This window comes from Pseudomonas idahonensis, from assembly GCF_037903935.1.
Lineage (GTDB): Bacteria > Pseudomonadota > Gammaproteobacteria > Pseudomonadales > Pseudomonadaceae > Aquipseudomonas > Aquipseudomonas danubii.
Genome location: NZ_CP149586.1, coordinates 4,925,715 through 4,942,504, shown reverse-complemented (window position 1 = coordinate 4,942,504; position 16,790 = coordinate 4,925,715). Strand labels below are relative to the sequence as shown.

The 16,790-nt window shown below is 58.2% G+C and carries 15 protein-coding genes; 12 read left to right on the top strand and 3 right to left on the bottom strand.

Annotation, left to right across the window (positions count from 1 at the left end; all coding sequences use genetic code 11):
* Nucleotides 1–92 precede the first annotated feature (92 nt).
* Nucleotides 93–1,046: an alpha/beta hydrolase gene (locus WIN67_RS22105; RefSeq protein WP_339070055.1), complete on the bottom strand. Its 954-nt coding sequence runs from the start codon at nucleotides 1,044–1,046 to the stop codon at nucleotides 93–95.
* 142 nt (nucleotides 1,047–1,188) lie between these two features.
* Between WIN67_RS22105 and aroC the strand changes: the two genes are divergently transcribed.
* Genes aroC through WIN67_RS22090 form a run of 3 tightly spaced genes read left to right on the top strand, consistent with a single transcriptional unit; the run spans nucleotide 1,189 to nucleotide 4,008 of the window.
* Nucleotides 1,189–2,280: a chorismate synthase gene (aroC, locus tag WIN67_RS22100; RefSeq protein WP_110594636.1), complete on the top strand. Its 1,092-nt coding sequence runs from the start codon at nucleotides 1,189–1,191 to the stop codon at nucleotides 2,278–2,280.
* A 28-nt stretch (nucleotides 2,281–2,308) separates the two neighbouring features.
* Nucleotides 2,309–3,466 (top strand): MFS transporter, encoded by a 1,158-nt coding sequence (locus tag WIN67_RS22095; protein ID WP_339070054.1) that lies wholly within the window; start codon nucleotides 2,309–2,311, stop codon nucleotides 3,464–3,466.
* On the top strand, nucleotides 3,463–4,008 hold the full coding sequence (locus WIN67_RS22090; RefSeq protein WP_339070053.1) for an acireductone dioxygenase: 546 nt from the start codon (nucleotides 3,463–3,465) through the stop codon (nucleotides 4,006–4,008). The genes WIN67_RS22095 and WIN67_RS22090 overlap by 4 nt, the downstream gene beginning before the upstream one ends.
* A 71-nt stretch (nucleotides 4,009–4,079) precedes the next feature.
* Here WIN67_RS22090 and WIN67_RS22085 read toward each other — a convergent pair whose 3' ends face one another.
* Nucleotides 4,080–4,358 carry a DUF3509 domain-containing protein gene (locus WIN67_RS22085; protein ID WP_019093389.1) on the bottom strand — a complete coding sequence of 93 codons (279 nt, stop codon included), beginning with the start codon at nucleotides 4,356–4,358 and terminating at the stop codon, nucleotides 4,080–4,082.
* A gap of 678 nt (nucleotides 4,359–5,036) precedes the next feature.
* Here WIN67_RS22085 and WIN67_RS22080 point away from each other — a divergent pair.
* From WIN67_RS22080 to WIN67_RS22040, 9 genes are all read left to right on the top strand, one after another.
* Nucleotides 5,037–6,875, top strand: a complete 1,839-nt coding sequence (locus WIN67_RS22080; protein WP_102880497.1) for a long-chain-acyl-CoA synthetase — start codon at nucleotides 5,037–5,039, stop codon at nucleotides 6,873–6,875.
* A gap of 97 nt (nucleotides 6,876–6,972) precedes the next feature.
* The gene (locus tag WIN67_RS22075; protein WP_102880496.1) at nucleotides 6,973–7,491 is read left to right on the top strand and encodes an ankyrin repeat domain-containing protein; all 519 of its coding nucleotides are present in this window, start codon (nucleotides 6,973–6,975) and stop codon (nucleotides 7,489–7,491) included.
* A gap of 115 nt (nucleotides 7,492–7,606) precedes the next feature.
* Nucleotides 7,607–8,137 carry a hypothetical protein gene (locus WIN67_RS22070; RefSeq protein WP_339070052.1) on the top strand — a complete coding sequence of 177 codons (531 nt, stop codon included), beginning with the start codon at nucleotides 7,607–7,609 and terminating at the stop codon, nucleotides 8,135–8,137.
* An 84-nt stretch (nucleotides 8,138–8,221) separates the two neighbouring features.
* Nucleotides 8,222–8,413 carry a PLDc N-terminal domain-containing protein gene (locus WIN67_RS22065; RefSeq protein WP_102860821.1) on the top strand — a complete coding sequence of 64 codons (192 nt, stop codon included), beginning with the start codon at nucleotides 8,222–8,224 and terminating at the stop codon, nucleotides 8,411–8,413.
* 339 nt (nucleotides 8,414–8,752) lie between these two features.
* Entirely contained in the window at nucleotides 8,753–10,840 is a 2,088-nt protein-coding gene (locus WIN67_RS22060; RefSeq protein WP_102880495.1) for an LTA synthase family protein, read from the top strand.
* A gap of 356 nt (nucleotides 10,841–11,196) precedes the next feature.
* Nucleotides 11,197–11,739: a fimbrial protein gene (locus WIN67_RS22055; RefSeq protein ID WP_339070051.1), complete on the top strand. Its 543-nt coding sequence runs from the start codon at nucleotides 11,197–11,199 to the stop codon at nucleotides 11,737–11,739.
* Nucleotides 11,740–11,794: 55 nt separating this feature from the next.
* The gene (locus WIN67_RS22050; protein ID WP_218567115.1) at nucleotides 11,795–12,535 is read left to right on the top strand and encodes a fimbria/pilus periplasmic chaperone; all 741 of its coding nucleotides are present in this window, start codon (nucleotides 11,795–11,797) and stop codon (nucleotides 12,533–12,535) included.
* A 113-nt stretch (nucleotides 12,536–12,648) separates the two neighbouring features.
* A complete protein-coding gene (locus WIN67_RS22045) occupies nucleotides 12,649–15,285 on the top strand; it encodes a fimbria/pilus outer membrane usher protein (RefSeq protein WP_339070050.1) in 2,637 nt (878 codons plus the stop codon).
* 103 nt (nucleotides 15,286–15,388) lie between these two features.
* Nucleotides 15,389–16,261, top strand: a complete 873-nt coding sequence (locus WIN67_RS22040) for a fimbrial protein (protein WP_339070049.1) — start codon at nucleotides 15,389–15,391, stop codon at nucleotides 16,259–16,261.
* A 135-nt stretch (nucleotides 16,262–16,396) separates the two neighbouring features.
* Here the strand turns inward: WIN67_RS22040 and WIN67_RS22035 are convergent, their stop codons facing one another.
* Nucleotides 16,397–16,549, bottom strand: a complete 153-nt coding sequence (locus WIN67_RS22035; RefSeq protein ID WP_007945780.1) for a DUF3309 family protein — start codon at nucleotides 16,547–16,549, stop codon at nucleotides 16,397–16,399.
* Nucleotides 16,550–16,790: the final 241 nt, after the last annotated feature.

Sequence of the window (16,790 nt, the reverse complement as noted above, 5' to 3'; positions counted from 1 at the left end):
AAGTCCTGTCCAATCGCTGCGCGCCGACAGCAATCGAACGGCCGGCAAAGGCTTATCGGCCGTTTTTTTCAGGACTGGAGGGTAAAAACAGCCTAACGGGTGTGAAGTCCGTCAATAAAACTGATGATGGATCGGCCCAGTTCCGCCGCCAGGGGCAATTGCGGGTCCTTGTAGGACGCCAATTGGCGCTTGAGATCGTTGGGTACGATACGCAGCACATGGTTCATGCCGTCGATCAAGGTCAGTTGAGCATCCGGTTTTGCCGCCTTGAGCACCCGGGCGTCGTCGACGCTGACCTGGATATCGTTGCTGCCCTGAATGATCAGCGCCGGCATTTTCAGGCGGGCGAAAGCGGCGGCCGGGTCCTCGCGGAACAGGGTGATCAGATAGGGTTGCACGCTGGGGCGGAAGATCACTTGCAGGGCTGGTGGCACATCGTTGTCAATCTGACCGGCCCTGAGGCTGTCCAGCAGTTCATTGCTGCGCACCATCAGCGCCGGCGGCAGGCGATAACTCAGTTGCTGGCGCAGCACCTGATCCACGGGGCGGGCGGTGCCGGAGATGGAAATCACGCCGGCGGCGTCCAGTTGGGCGGCGGCGAGGCTGGCGATCAGCGCGCCCTCGCTATGGCCCAGCACGATCAGTTGGCCCAGGCGCGTGTCGGCCTTGAGCTGCTTGCCCCAGGCCACGGCGTCGGCCACATAGGCGTCGAGGGTCAGGTTGCGTTCATCCGGGGTCGCCGCGAGGCTGGCCGCTACACCGCGCTTGTCGTAGCGCACGCTGGCGATGTTGTGCTTGGCCAGCACCCAGGCCAGGCGCTTGAGGCTGTCGTTGCGCCCGCCGTCGGGGTTGTTGCCGTCGCGGTCGGTGGGGCCGGAGCCTGAGATGATCAGCACCACCGGCACCGGCTGCGCAGATTTGGGCAGCAGCATCGAGCCATACAGCTCGCCGTGGCCGGTGTCCAGGCTTACGGGGCGTTGCAGGACGGCCGCGTTGACCAGGCCGGTGAACAGGGAAAGGCTCAAGAGAAGGACTCGCAGCATCATCACGCCATCATGGATAAGGTGCCGGTTGGACTCGGGCAGGGGCAGAAGGTTCGAGGATGAACTAGTTGGGTAGCCTGCGTATACTTGCGCCCTTCAGTAATCCTGATTGAGTTATTTCGGCTGATTTCACGGAGCTCCCCGCATGTCCGGCAATACCTACGGCAAGCTGTTCACTGTCACCACCGCGGGCGAAAGCCATGGTCCGGCGTTGGTCGCCATTGTCGACGGCTGCCCGCCGGGCCTCGAGCTGTCCCTGGAAGACCTGCAGCGTGACCTGGACCGGCGCAAGCCCGGCACCAGCCGTCACACCACCCAGCGCCAGGAACCCGATGAAGTCGAGATCCTTTCCGGGGTGTTCGAGGGCAAGACCACGGGCTGTTCCATTGGCCTGTTGATCCGCAATACCGACCAGAAGTCCAAGGACTACTCGGCGATCAAGGATCTGTTCCGTCCGGCTCACGCCGATTACACCTACCACCACAAGTACGGCATTCGTGATTACCGTGGCGGCGGTCGCAGCTCGGCGCGGGAAACTGCCATGCGCGTGGCGGCCGGGGCCATCGCCAAGAAATACCTGGCCAGCCAGGGCATCGTGGTGCGCGGTTACATGAGTCAGCTGGGCCCGATCGAGATTCCTTTCAAGACCTGGGATTCGGTGGAGGACAACGCATTCTTCAGCCCCGATCCGGATAAGGTTCCGGAGCTTGAAGCCTACATGGACCAATTGCGCCGGGATCAGGATTCCGTGGGAGCGAAGATCACCGTGGTCGCCGAAGGCGTGATGCCGGGCCTGGGCGAGCCGATCTTCGACCGGCTGGATGCCGAACTGGCTCATGCGTTGATGAGCATCAATGCGGTCAAGGGCGTGGAAATCGGCGCCGGTTTTGCCAGCGTCGCCCAGCGCGGCACCGAACACCGTGACGAACTGACCCCGCAAGGTTTCCTCAGCAATAACGCCGGCGGCATTCTTGGCGGGATCTCCTCGGGGCAGCCGATCGTTGCCCACCTGGCCCTCAAGCCGACGTCCAGCATCACCACGCCAGGTCGCTCCATCGACGTTGATGGCAATCCGCTGGACGTGATCACCAAGGGCCGTCACGACCCTTGCGTGGGCATTCGTGCTACTCCCATTGCCGAAGCCATGATGGCCATCGTGCTGCTGGATCACCTGCTGCGTCACCGCGGCCAGAATGCCGACGTGCGCGTCAGCACGCCGGTACTGGGCCAGCTGTAATGGCGGTTCTGCCAGTCGCTACGGTCTGATGACCGTGGCGGCGCTGCCGTACTGGCGGCTTTCCAGTTTCTACCTGTTCTATTTCGCCCTGCTGGGGTCGACGGCACCGTTTCTGGCGCTGTATTTCGATCACCTGGGGTTTTCCAGCGCGCGGATCGGCGAGCTGGTGGCCATTCCCATGCTCATGCGCTGCGTGGCGCCCAATCTTTGGGGCTGGCTGGGGGACTACACTGGTCGGCGCCTGGCGATCGTGCGTTGTGGCGCCATCTGCACCCTGATCTGTTTCTCGCTGATCTTCGTCAGCAAGAGCTACGCCTGGCTGGCCATGGTCATGGCCCTGCACGCGTTTTTCTGGCACGCAGTCCTGCCGCAGTTTGAGGTGATCACCCTGGCGCACTTGCAGGGGCAGACCTCACGCTACAGCCAGATCCGTCTTTGGGGTTCCATCGGTTTTATTCTTACCGTGGTGGCTTTGGGGCGCCTGTTCGAGTGGCTGAGCCTGGATATCTATCCGGCGGCACTGGTGGCGATCATGGGCGGCATTATGCTCAGCAGCCTATGGGTGCCCAACGCCCAGCCTGTGGTGCAGGGGCCGCGGTTGGCCGGGGAGGGCTTTATCAAGCAACTGCGCGGCCCCGGGGTGCTGGCCTTCTACCTGTGTGTGGCCCTGATGCAGATGAGCCACGGTCCTTACTACACCTTCCTGACCCTGCACCTGGAGCACCTGGGCTATACCCGTGGCCTGATCGGCATGCTCTGGGCTCTGGGTGTGGTGGCTGAGGTGCTGATGTTCCTGGCCATGAGTCGGATTCTGGCGCGATTTTCCGTGCGCCGGGTGTTGCTGGCGAGTTTTCTCTTGGCGGCTTTGCGCTGGGTGCTGCTGGGCAGCCTGGCGGAGCATCTCGGGGCACTGTTGTTGGCGCAGGTGCTGCATGCGGCAACCTTCGGCAGCTTTCACGCCGCGGCCATCCATTTTGTCCAACGCAGTTTCGGTGCTCGCCAGCAGGGCCAGGGCCAGGCGTTGTACGCCGCCCTGGCTGGAACCGGAGGTGCCTTGGGCGCCCTGTATTCCGGATACAGCTGGAACGCCCTGGGCGCCACATTGACCTTTAGTATTGCTAGCGTCGCCGCCCTGGCCGCAGCCGTTATCATTGCCACCCGCATGCAAGAGGAGTTGCCGTCATGAGCAGCCTGTCCGTCTACCACGTATCCAGCCCGGACCTGCCGAACAAGGTTCTGACCCACTTTGACGATATCGCTGCGACCTTGGCCGAACAGGGGATTGGCTTTGATCGTTGGCCAGCCTCGACGCGGATCGAGCCGGGGGCCAGCCAGGAAGAGGTGATTGCGGCCTATCAGGAGCAGATCGATCGGCTGACGACCGAGCAGGGTGATGTCAGCGTGGATGTGATCAGCCTCAACCGTGAGCATCCACAAAGAGCCGAGCTGCGTGCCAGCTTTCTCGACGAGCATCGCCATGACGAGGATGAAGTGCGGTTATTCGTCGCCGGACGTGGACTGCTATCTCTGCACATCGACGACTACGTCTATGCCGTTCTTTGCGAAAGAAACGACCTGATTTCGCTGCCGGCGGGCACTGCCCATTGGTTCGATATGGGGGAGCAGCCGCACCTGGTAGCCATCCGCCTGTTCAGCAATCCCCAAGGCTGGTCGGCCAGCCTGACCGGCGACGCTATCGCCAGCCAGTTCCCACGCCTGGACGATTGAGCGGCAAGCTCTACGTCAACGGGCCGGTCCCACGCAAGGTGGGCCGGCCCGAGCAGGAAACCGAAGGTGGCTTACGCGGAGTGGTAAGTCGGCAAGGCAAAGCGGTTCTGGCTTTGCAGCATGGAAATCTGCGGCAGCTCACTGGCCTGTTCGGCCAAATCACGACGAATTGCACTGATGACCCAGGACAGCTGGTCGGCGGCATGCAGCTGCGCGTAGGAAATCGAACGCTTGAACTGTTTGCCTTCGCTGTTACGCAGGGTGAGCAGGATGCCACCGTCAGGACGGGGTTGAGTGGTCACTTCGAAGTTGGAGAACAGGGAAGAAAACTTTTCTTGGATCAGGCTCATGTCTATCAGCTCCGTTAGCTCTTGAAGGGCAAGCGTGGAGTGATAGGTGCAGCGATTGTGCCAGTATTGTTTTTTTATAAAATCCTTATAAATCAATAGCTTATAATTTCTAGGAAATTTCAATCTCGTGCAAATTGCATGAATGGCCATCGTGCATCCTGCATTTTGCAGGTTGGCGGCGATTAGCCGTGGACGTGGCTACAGCGTTATGACCGCTGGCCCCGAGAGAAAATTCAATCGTTTATGGACGGGGCTGGAGGGCCCTGGAGATAACCGGCGGGGAGATACAAAAGTTTGCAAAAACTCCGTGTACAGGCCCGCGACGGCTGACGTATTTTCCAGCCTGTCACGCCGTTTCAATGCTGCCTCGGCGACCCGGCCGAACAGGTTTGAAAGGTGTTTCTGCGACATGGAATGTGTTGCGGCGCGATCCAGCGATCCTGCCCGACGAATAATAAGAAACAGGACGCCCTCCATGAACGGTCCCACTGCATTATTGCCGGTGCTGTCAGCAGCGCTGCACTTGCCCTGCCTTTATCCCTTTGCGGGTGATCCCCGCAGTCTTCGCTTGCCGGTTGCCGAACCCTGGGTCGCCAACCCCGGTTGAGCCTTGCGCTGGCTGTTGCCAACGCCCGGCCTGGCCCGGGCACAGACCTTTGCTGTCGAACCGGAGCAACCATGAACAAGTACAAGAGCGACATGATCACCTGGGGCATGATGCTGCGAAAGGTGCCGTCCATTGCCAAGGCGCTACCTCGGGTGGTGCGAGGCATGAGGGCAGGGAACATCGACAACCCTGACCAACCCTGTGGGCTGGGCTGGAGTTTTGAGCAGGCCACCCTGCGCAATCCCCAGGGGCCGGCCCTGTTGTATGGCGATCGGGTACTCAGTTACTCCCAGGTCAACCAATGGGCCAACCGCATCGCTGCTTACCTGCGGGAGCAGGGCATCGGCAAGGGCGATGTACTGGCGATTTTCATCGAGAATCGCCCTGAGCTGCTGGTCACGGTGCTGGCGGTGGCCAAGCTTGGCGGGATCTGCGCGATGCTCAATACCGCGCAGACCCAAAGCGTGCTGGCACACAGTCTGGAACTGGTGAAGCCGGTGGGCATCATGGTCGGTGGTGAGTTGCTGGCGGCTTTTTCCGCAGTGCGCGATCAAGTGGGTATCGATCCGGCTCGCACCTGGTTCGTGGCCGATCAGGACACCTTCGTCGACCCTGGACCGACTCCGGACGGCCTGGTCAACCTGATGGCCGAGAGCGCCGGTTATCCAGCGGACAATCTGCTGCAGACCCAGCGCATCTTCTTCAACGACCCTTGCTTCTACATCTATACGTCCGGCACCACGGGCCTGCCCAAGGCGGGGATTTTCAAGCATGGACGCTGGATGCGCACCTCTGCCGGCTTCGGCACCATCGCCCTGGATATGCAGCCCGGCGACGTGGTGTATTGCACCTTGCCGCTGTACCACGCCACCGGGCTGTGCGTCTGCTGGGGCTCGGCCATCACCGGCGCCTCGGGGTTCGCCATTCGCCGCAAGTTCAGCGCCAGTCAGTTCTGGGACGATGCGCGTCGGTTCAAGGCGACGACCGTGGGCTATGTCGGTGAATTGTGTCGCTACCTGATCGATCAGCCCAGCACTGCCCGGGATACCGAGCATGGCGTGTTGAAGATGATCGGCAATGGCCTGCGTCCGGGAGTCTGGAGCGAGTTCAAGCAGCGTTTCGGCGTCGGTCATGTCTGTGAGCTGTACGCGGCCAGCGACGGCAATATCGGCTTCAGCAATATCCTCAACTTCGACAACACCGTGGGTTTTTCCCTGATCCCCTGGGCATTGGTGGAGTACGCCCACGACACCGGGGCGCCATTGCGCAACAGCCAGGGTTTCATGCAGAAGGTCGCCAAGGGCGGTCAGGGCCTGCTGTTGGCGAAGATCGACGACAAGGCGCCGCTGGATGGCTACACCGATCCGGAAAAGAACCTCAAGGTGATCCTCAAGGATGTGTTCGAGAAGGGCGATTGCTACTTCAACACCGGTGACTTGCTGCGCGACATCGGTTTTGGCCATGTGCAGTTCGTTGATCGGCTGGGGGACACCTATCGTTGGAAGGGCGAGAACGTCTCCACCACCGAGGTGGAGAACATTCTCCTGGGGCACCCGCAAGTGGCCGAGGTGGTGGCCTATGGCGTCGAAATCCACAACACCAACGGCCGTGCCGGGATGGTGGCCATTACCCCGGCGGAGTCGCTGGCGACCCTGGATTTCAGTGAGTTGCTGCAATATGCCAGACAGCAGCTTCCGGCTTACGCGGTGCCGCTGTTTCTGCGGATCAAGGTGAAAATGGACACCACTGGCACCTTCAAATATCAGAAGAGCCGACTCAAGGAGCAGGCGTTCGACCTCGAACGGGTCGGCGACGATCCGGTCTATGCCTGGCTTCCCGGGTCGGATACCTATGTGCAACTGACCCCGCAGATTTTTGCCGATATCCAGGGCGGGCGTCTGCGTTATTGATTCTGCCTATGGCAGCTCTTGGGAAAAAAGGGATGACAGGCTGCGGCCGGCTTGGGGAAACTAGTGCCTTTCCGATTTGCCGAACCTGGAGTTTCCGATGACCGACAAAAGCCGCCAGATGACTGAAGAAGAGGCCGCCCAGTTTGTCGAACAGGTATTCAACGTGGCCCGTCAGGGTGACGCACAGATGCTCGACAAGCTGGCGGCCAGTGGCCTGCCGGTCAACCTGCGCAACCACAAGGGTGACACCTTGCTGATGCTGGCCGCCTATCACGGGCATGTGGACGCCGTGCAAGTGCTGCTCAAGCACCAGGCCGATCCCGAGATCCGCAACGACAATGGCCAGAGCCCGATCGCCGGCGCCGCCTTCAAGGGCGACCTGGCGGTGGTCAAGGCGCTGGTGGAAGGCGGAGCTCAAGTGGAAGGTTCGTCCTTTGACGGGCGTACCGCGCTGATGATGGCAGCGATGTTCAACCGCACGGAAATCGTCACCTACCTGATCAGCCAGGGCGCCGATCCCAAGGCTCGCGACAGCAATGGTGTCAGTGCCCTGGAAGCCGCCAAGACCATGGGCGCGCAGGACACTGCCGCACAGCTGGAAAAACTCCTGGCCTGAGCCGTCAAGGTCCGAGGGAGCGAGGGCGCCAGGCCCGCGTCGCAGGCGTAGGTCTGGGGGCGCACTTTAGGCTATCCTTCGCGCCCTCGAATTTCCTTGTCTTCAGGATGTCCCCATGAAAACCGCCCTTATCGAACTCATCAGCAAAATCAGCTCCGGGTGCATGGGCGATGCCGAGATCCAGCAGATCGCCGACGAAGCGGCCCAGGCCTACGCCGATCCCCAGGCGTTCCTGGCGGCCAATCCGGACATCAACTACGACGACAGCTTCCCCATTCCCCTGGGCGAGTGGGTGGTGGTCGGCAGCCTGCCGGAGACTGTGCTGTTTCAGGCCGACACTTATGTCGATCTGTTCGCACAGATCGTCGCGTCTTTCGGCAAGGACGTGCCTTTCAACATCAAGCCCAAGCAGTTGGCGAAGATCGAAGCCTTGACGGCCTTGAACCGCATCCAGATCCAGATGAGCAGCATGAACCCGGAAAACGGCGGCTATGTGCTGATGAATTTCAGCCGGTTGCTGGATGACGAACTGCAGATGGTGCTGGTCTACGGCAATGACCTGCCGCGAGTGCTGGAGCTGTGTGCCGAAGTCGGTATCGCCGCAGCGCCGGCCCTGGAAGCGCTGAAGATTGCCGTGCACGTCTGAATCCGCCATAGCGGTGGAATAAAACGGAACCCTGATTCAGCGCGACTATCTTAAAGAGGCACACCTTCATTTGGGAGCGACACCATGGGTTCCACCTTCAATGGCCTGGTTGGCCTGATCATTCTGGCCCTGGATATCTGGGCCATCATCAACGTGCTGAAAAGCAGCGCTGAAACCGGGATGAAGATTGTCTGGGTGTTGTTGATCATCTTCCTTCCCGTACTTGGGTTGATCATCTGGGCCATTGCCGGTCCCCGAGGTAATGTCAGGCTCTGAACCAGGACACGTGACGAACAGCCCCGGCATCATGGCCGGCGATGGAAAAAAAGGGCCGCCAGGCCCTTTTTTGTGTGACTAAACATACGTTGAACGAAATTTTCACAAGGCCTCAAAGACAATTCGCCGGCGTTTTTCCCCTGGTGCGAAGCCCGGCAATCTGTTGTTCCAGAGCCGTAGGAGCTGGGCTTGTGGGGAGTGCCCACTAATCAATGGCAATGCCTTCAGTGATCGTGCAACATCTGCGCACCGCGTAATCCCCGTCGCCCTGGCGACAAAAAGAGGGCAGAACGCCACTTTTTCTCTGCAACTTAAACTTCCAATGGGTCCTAAAACCACATGGCAAACTCGGATGCCCTGAGTCAGCAGCGATCCTCGAATCGCCTGCTGCAACCGACCGTCAAATCCCATCTGGCCTACACGCTGCTGTGCGCGCTGGTCATGATGGTGATGTTTTCTTTGTTGCGCGTCGCGCTGTTGATCTACAACCGCGAGATGATTCTCGACACCCCGGCTTCGACCTTCCTCGAAGCGTTTGCCAATGGGCTGCGTTTTGACCTGCGGCTGGTGGTCTACCTCAGCGTACCGCTGGTGCTGGCCATGCTCAGTGCCCGGGCCATGGCGGCTCGCGGGCTGCTGCGCTTGTGGCTGACGGTGACCTCCAGCATTGCCTTGTTCCTTGGCCTGATGGAGATGGATTTCTACCGTGAGTTCCACCAGCGTCTCAACGGTCTGGTCTTCCAGTATGTGAAGGAGGACCCGAAAACCGTGATGAGCATGCTCTGGTACGGTTTCCCTGTGGTTCGCTACCTGCTGGCCTGGGTCGTGGGAGCCTGGATCCTCAGCCTGGCGTTCAAGTGGGCCGACCGTGCCACTCGGCCTCGCGGTCCGTTCAGCGGTGGCAATGTCGGCGCACGCCAGGTTGCGCCCTGGTATGCACGTATTGCGGTATTCGTGGTCTGCCTGCTGATCTGTGTGGTGGCGGCTCGTGGCACCCTGCGCCAGGGTCCGCCGATGCGTTGGGGGGATGTCTACACCACCGAATCGAACTTCGCCAACCAGCTGGGCCTCAACGGCACCCTGCAGTTGATGGCGGCAGCCAAGGATCGCTTCTCCGAAGACCGCACCAATATCTGGAAGGCGAGCTTGCCTCAGCCGTTGGCTCAACAGACCGTACGCGACATGCTGCTGGTGCCGAACGACAAACTGGTGGATGCGGACATCGCCGCCGTGCGCCGTAATTACACGCCGGATGCGGACAAGACCCTGCCGATCAAGAACGTCGTGGTGATCCTGATGGAAAGCTTCGCCGGGCATTCGGTGGGCGCGCTGGGACGTCCTGGGGAGATCACTCCCTACTTCGACAAACTGTCGAAACAAGGCCTGCTGTTCGACCGCTTCTTCTCCAATGGCACCCATACCCACCAGGGCATGTTCGCCACCATGGCCTGCTTCCCCAACCTGCCAGGCTTTGAATACCTGATGCAGACCCCGGAAGGCAGCCACAAACTGTCTGGCCTGCCGCAGCTGCTGAGCGCCCGCCAGTATGACGATGTGTATGTCTACAACGGTGATTTTGCCTGGGACAACCAGTCGGGGTTCTTCAGCAACCAGGGCATGACCAACTTCATTGGTCGCAATGACTTCGTCAATCCGGTGTTCTCCGACCCGACCTGGGGCGTGTCCGACCAGGACATGTTCAACCGTGGCCTGGAAGAGTTGAAGGCCCGTGAAGGCAAGGGGCCGTTCTACGCCCTGCTGCAGACCCTGTCCAACCACACCCCGTACGCATTGCCGACGCCATTGCCAGTGGAGAAGGTCACCGACCGCGGTAGCCTCAATGAGCACTTGACCGCCATGCGCTACTCCGACTGGGCGTTGGGCCAGTTCTTCGAGAAGGCGAGCAAGGAGCCGTACTTCAAGGAGACGTTGTTCGTTGTGGTCGGCGATCACGGTTTCGGCAACGAGCAACAGATCACCGAAATGGACCTGGGTCGTTTCAACGTGCCGATGCTGATGATTGCACCCGGTATCCAGGAGAAGTTCGGCCAGCGCGACCACACCGTGGGCACGCAGATCGATATCGTGCCCACCATCATGGGCCGCCTCGGTGGCGATGTGTTGCACCAGTGCTGGGGGCGTGACCTGCTCAACCTGCCCGAAGGCGACAAGGGTTTTGGCGTGGTCAAACCGTCGGGCAGCGATCAGACCGTGGCGCTGCTGACGGCGGATCGGGTGCTGGTATTGCCCAAGGAAATGCCGCCCAGACTGTACAAGTACGAACTGGGTGCAACCCCTGGCGGCGAGCTGATTTCCGGAGCCGCCGATGAGGCGCAACTCAAACAGAAGCTGGAGTCGTTCCTGCAGACTGCGACCAAGAGTCTGATCGACAACACGGCCGGCGTGGTCAACGGCAAGCCGGATTGACAGTTGCACTTGCCGGCCCCTTGCAGAGGGCTGGCAGGATCTGAGTCACAAGGAAAACACCCCTGATGGGGTGTTTTTTTTTCGCCTGTCGATAGGTCCATCCATTGCGCCTTCTTGAGGTATTTCCTGGTTTTCTTGGGAAAAGTTGCTTGGCGAATAGTCTGTTTCTTGCCTGGTAATGGGAGCTTTCTCGGATTTTAGGATTCATCTGATGTTAGCCAATACAACAGACTGTAATGATCGCATCCGCTTCGGCCCGGACGGATACGTACAGCACTCCAGATGTGGCACGCAGCATTGATTCTTGAATGGTGTGGTCGGCATTGCGCCACGATGATAGTTAGATGGAGAGTTAGATGAAAAAGTTTTCTTTGGCCGCCGCTGTATCTAGCCTTTTCCTGGCTGTTAACGGCGCCTTTGCACATGACGTTGTTCTCGACTTCACCGGGAAAGTGACGCAGGCAACCTGCAAAATCGAAGGCGCCGCTGAAGGTGGCCAGCTGACAAAGTTGGTGGCTCTGAGCGATGTAAGTACGAACGCATTAAGTAACGCAGGCGATGTGGCAGGCGTGCAGGCCGTATCGCTTAACTTGAACGGATGCACTGGCACCAAGGTAGAGGCTAAGTTCAACCATCTCGCTGGAGCTATTGATATTGGTACTGGCGCTCTTAGAAATACCGTGACTGCTGCAGAAAACGGTGCGGACGTTCAAGTACAGCTGCTCGATAAGCAATATCAACCAATAACGCTAGGAATAGAAAATACTCCAATTGACGTTGTGATGATGGGAGGAGATACGGCTGTTGTCGGATTCTATGCGCAGTATTTGGCAGGATATGGTCCCGCTACTGCGGGTGATTTCAAAGCTCAAATCATGTTGGACTTTTCATACGAATAAGTTTCGAGCCCAGGAGTGTGAGCTTCTGGGCCTTACCTGATGAGTGATTGAGTTCATGCCCAGTAGTACCCGTTATCAACTTTTGTGTGTTTGTGCGTGCCTTCTGTTGTCAATGTCTGTTTCAGCCAGTGTGGTGGTTGACACCACACGGCTCATCTACCCGGCCCTTGAACGTGAGATATCCCTTCGATTGAGTAATTCGGGGGGGCAGCCAGCACTGGTCCAGACATGGATCGATGATGGCAATGTCGATGCCAAACCTGATGATGTGGATGTGCCCTTTGTAGTGATGCCCCCTATCGCACGGATTAATCAAGGCAAGGGGCAGTCCTTGCGAATTGCCTACACGCCTCGCGCGGGGATTCCCAAGGATCGCGAATCGGTATTCTGGCTCAATGTGCTGGATGTACCACCACTGCCATCGGGGCAGGTGAGTAACCATATGCAGATGGCTTTCCGAACTCGCCTGAAATTGTTCTTCCGTCCTGCGGATCTTCCTGGAAGTGCGATCGACAGTGCACAGAAACTGCGCTGGGGCTTGGCTAAATCATCGAATGGCACGGTTTTGCAGGTTCGCAATGACGGGGCTTTTCATGTGTCTTTCAGCTCGGTGGAAGTGAAACTCGATGATGGTCGTAGTTTCAATGTCCAGAGTCACATGCTCGCACCGAGATCGTCCGCTGATTTTGCTTTTGAACAGGCGCTGACTTCTTCAACGGCAGCGGGACGTGTGATTTACCAATGGATCAACGACTACGGATCCACGGTGCGCGCTGAATCAAAGCTGCAGTTCTAGAAGCGGTTCGGATCGATTGTTGTCGGCTTCACCCTCCACTCCCTCTTGTGCAATAGCGATTGTATTGGTGCTTTCGTAGTTGACCCACCGTGCTGACTGTCCGGGAAGGTTAAATGAACTGTTTGTCAAACTCCCTGTTTTTAACTTTCTCTCGCGGATATGCCAACTTCAGTGGCTGCCTCGCCGTGCGTAGCGGTTTTATCCTGGGTGGCATGATATTGCTGTGGTCGTGGATGTTCAGTGCTACCACTGAGGCTGAAGAGTTGATCCGCTTCAACCCCGCTTTTTTGGGCAACGGTCGTGGGCAGTCGATGGACCTGTCCACGTTTGAGCGTGGCAACCCCCTGACGCCCGGTACCTACCGTCTTGATTTGTACCTCAACAATAGTCGGGTGGGGTCCAGGGAGATCCTGCTCAGAGCAGTAGCGGACGGTTCGACGGTGCAGCCTTGTCTGGCGCCCGCTGTGTTCGAGCAACTAGGCGTGAATTTGACCCGCCTGCCTATGGGGCAGGCTGCTCAAGCCCTGTCTAGCGAGTGCCTGTCGCCCGCAGAGCTGATACCGCAAAGTCGCTTCGACGTGGACCTGGCCGAGTTGCGTGCCGACCTGTCAATTCCCCAGCTGTACCTTAGCCAGGTCAAGCGTGGCTACGTATCCCCTACGGAGTGGGATACGGGGGTCAATGCAGGGTTTCTTGGATACAACAACAACCTGTCCGACAACCGTTCCAGTGGGCAAGGCAGCCGCCAGTTCTACAGTGGCTTAAATGCTGGGCTTAACCTTGGGGACTGGCGCTTGCGGCACAACGGTTCCTATAGCTACAACGATCAATCGGACTCCCGTCAGCGCAGTCAATACAATGCGCTGAGCAGTTACATACAGCGTGATGTGACGTCTCTTCAGGCGCAATTGACCCTGGGCCAGTTCTACACCCCCGGCAATCTGTTCGACAGTATTCCTTACAACGGTGTGCAGTTGAGCAGTGACGAACGCATGCTGCCCGACGCCATGCGCGGGTTTGCCCCGGTGGTCCGCGGCGTCGCTGATACCACCGCCAAAGTCAGTATTCGCCAGAGGCAGAACTTGTTGTACGAAACCACTGTGCCGCCCGGCCCATTTGCGATCGACGACTTGAACAACGCAGGGTACGCCGGCGACCTCGACGTCACCATTACCGAAGCCGATGGGCGCACCAAGAGCTTCGTGGTGCCCTATGCCTCGATGGCGCAGTTGCTGCGCCCTGGTAACTCGCGCTTCAGTTTTAGTGCCGGACGCTATCGGGATGACAGCCTTGATGCGCCCCCCGGATTTGTCCAGGGGACTTATCAGCATGGCTTGTCCAACCTGTTGACCGGCTATGGCGGCAGCATTCTGGCTCAGGATTATCATGCTCTGCAGGGAGGGCTGGCATTGAGTACGTCGCTGGGAGCCGTGGCTTTCGATATCACCCATTCTCAGGCATCAGGGTTGAACGATTCGATTTCGGGAAATACGGCGCAGCTAAGCGGCCGCAGTGTTCGATTGACTTACAACAAGTTGATCGAGACCACGTCCACCAACTTCAGTGTGGCGGCCTATCGGTTCTCCAGTGAGGGCTACCTGGATTTTGACGAGTACGCCCGCTTGCATGACCGCGAGTCGCAAGGCTCATCGTTCAAGCAGCGCAGCCGCTTGCAACTGAGTCTTAGCCAGCCGGTGGGCGAGCGCCTTGGGCACCTGAGCTTCTCCGGTATTGCTCGAGATTATTGGCGTAGCGATCAAGGCCGAGACTTGAATTATCAAGTGGGCTATTCCAACGGTTTTAGCTGGGGCAGTTTCAACCTCAGTGCCAGCCGCACCCGCAGCGGTCGTGGGCGCATGGATAATCAGTATCTGTTGAGTGTCAGCCTGCCTCTGGGGCGTAGCCGGAACTCAGCCTACGTGACGTCATCGGTCAATTATGGCGGCAACCGCAACCACAGCTTGAACACCACCCTTACTGGCAGCGTCGGTGAACAAGGTCAGGTCGGCTATAGCGTGTATGGCTCCCGCGACAGCTACGAAGGACAGAACAGCAGCAACTACGGGGGCAGCCTGCGTTATGACAGCGCTCATGCCAACTACAACTTCGGCGCCAGTCGCGGAGAAAACTACCAGCAAGCCAACGTATCTATGCAGGGCATGCTGGTGGCCCACCCCGGCGGGATCAACGCAACGGCTGGTCAGGGTGAAACCATCGCAGTACTTGAGGCCAATGGAGCCAGGGGCGCGCAGGTACTTAGCAGCCGCAATGCGCAAATCGCCAGCAACGGCTATGCAGTGGTCGCAGGCCTGACGCCGTATCGTCGCAATGACCTGGTCATTGACCCTAAAGGCACCTCTCGGGATGTAGAGCTGGAGACGACATCACAACAGGTGGCTCCACGTGCGGGGGCCGTGGTCATGCTGCGCTATCCGACTGTGGTGGGGCGGCCAGTCTTGTTGAAGCTGGTGCGTGATGATGGCAAAAGCATCCCCTTGGGCGCGCAAGTACTCACTGCCGGCGGTGACGCTTTGACTCAGGTAGGGCAAGGCGGCAGTACCTTTTTGAGGGGGCTGGAGGGGCAAGGCCGGTTGCTGGTCAAGTGGGGCGAGGGGGCCGATCAGCATTGTTCTGTGCCTTACAGTATCAGTCGCGGTGAGAGCGCCAACGATGATGAGTATTACGAAGTGCTGAAACTGCCTTGCCACCTGTCGTTTAAAACCCAAGAGGGACGCGATCATGATGTTTAACAGTTTGCTGAGCCCTTGGAGAGTATCGTCTCAGGCCTTGCTGGGTGGGTGTTTGTTGTTGCAGTGCATAGTGGCCAGCGGGGCTGAATGTTCTGGGGGCACCATGACGAACGATATTACCAGCCAAGATATCGCGGCGATGAGACCACCCCGTGACGCGCCGTTAGGTAGCACGATATATATCCAGGAAATCGACAGAGGAAAAATCAATGTTTCCTGCAGTGCTTCCCCTACCACCGGTAACACGGTTTGGTTCGATCACGGTTATAGGGGGAATCCTGCAAAGACGGATTACCCGAATGTGTATGAGACCGGAATACCAGGAATCGGAATGCGCATATATTGGCACGAGGGTGGGGGTACGTTCATGCAGGCCGTTCGCCATGAACGTACAATCGGTCCGTGGAAATATACGCCTCTGCACAAGTTCACCTTCGAGTTGGTAAAGATCGGCGAGATCAAGTCGGGGGTTTCCGGCAATCAGATGGCTGATGTCTACTATCACAACCACTTAACCCACAAGGTAACGTTCCGGAACGTGTCTTACACAGCCATCAATAGAGGCTGCACAGTTGCCAGGCCCACCGATACCATCAGACTGCCCGATGTCCACCAGTCAATGTTTACGCCAACTTCCGGAATGGTTGGCCCGAAAAGTTTCAGCATCGATCTGACGTGTGACAAAGGCGTCAAGGTCGCCTATCGGATTGATGGCATAAATACCATCGATAATTTTCTGGTAAATGACATCGGGGATGATATGGCCACAGGGGTAGTGCTGATTCTGGCGCAGGGCGATGCCGGTAGCCAAACGGTGCAGAAACTCGGTGTTCGCACAGAGTTCAAAACTTCGCAAACCACGGTGGATCGTGAAGCACTGAGTATTCCACTCACCGTGGGATACGTAGGGTTCAACCCCACGGTGAAGGCTGGGAAAGTCTCGGCAAGTGCGACCGTTACATTTTTCTATGAATAAGGAACTGAGGTTTGCATAGTTGTTTTCTCTGCGCCAGAAAGGTAATGAGCGTTGCTCGTTAGCTGTTAGTGCTAGAGCATGAACGAGAGGTGACACCAACAGTGCCACCTCTTATGCGCTTATTTAGCGGTCATTTCATATCCTCCCCAGTAGCAGTAGCACCAGCAGCACCACCAAGACTACCCCAATAATTCCGGAAGGGCCGTACCCCCAACTTCTAGAGTGCGGAAATACTGGTAGGCCGCCAATCAGCAGCAGAATCAGAATGACGATCAGAATGGTGCCCATGACGACTTCCTTATTTGAGTGGTGTTGAACAACGCAGTTGTTCAAGGACAACTTGGCTTTATGGATAGAGCCAAGCGCTTAATAAATCCGACTCTGCGCTTCTCGAGAAAATTCCAATTTTATTAAAGCTTTCCGCTTCCTGGGTTATTTCCTTTGGGTCTGGCCAGGTTTGCACTCTGTTGTCGGCAGCGTTCACCCGGCCAGCGGTTTGCCCGGGGCATTCAGCACCCTGATGGTGCGT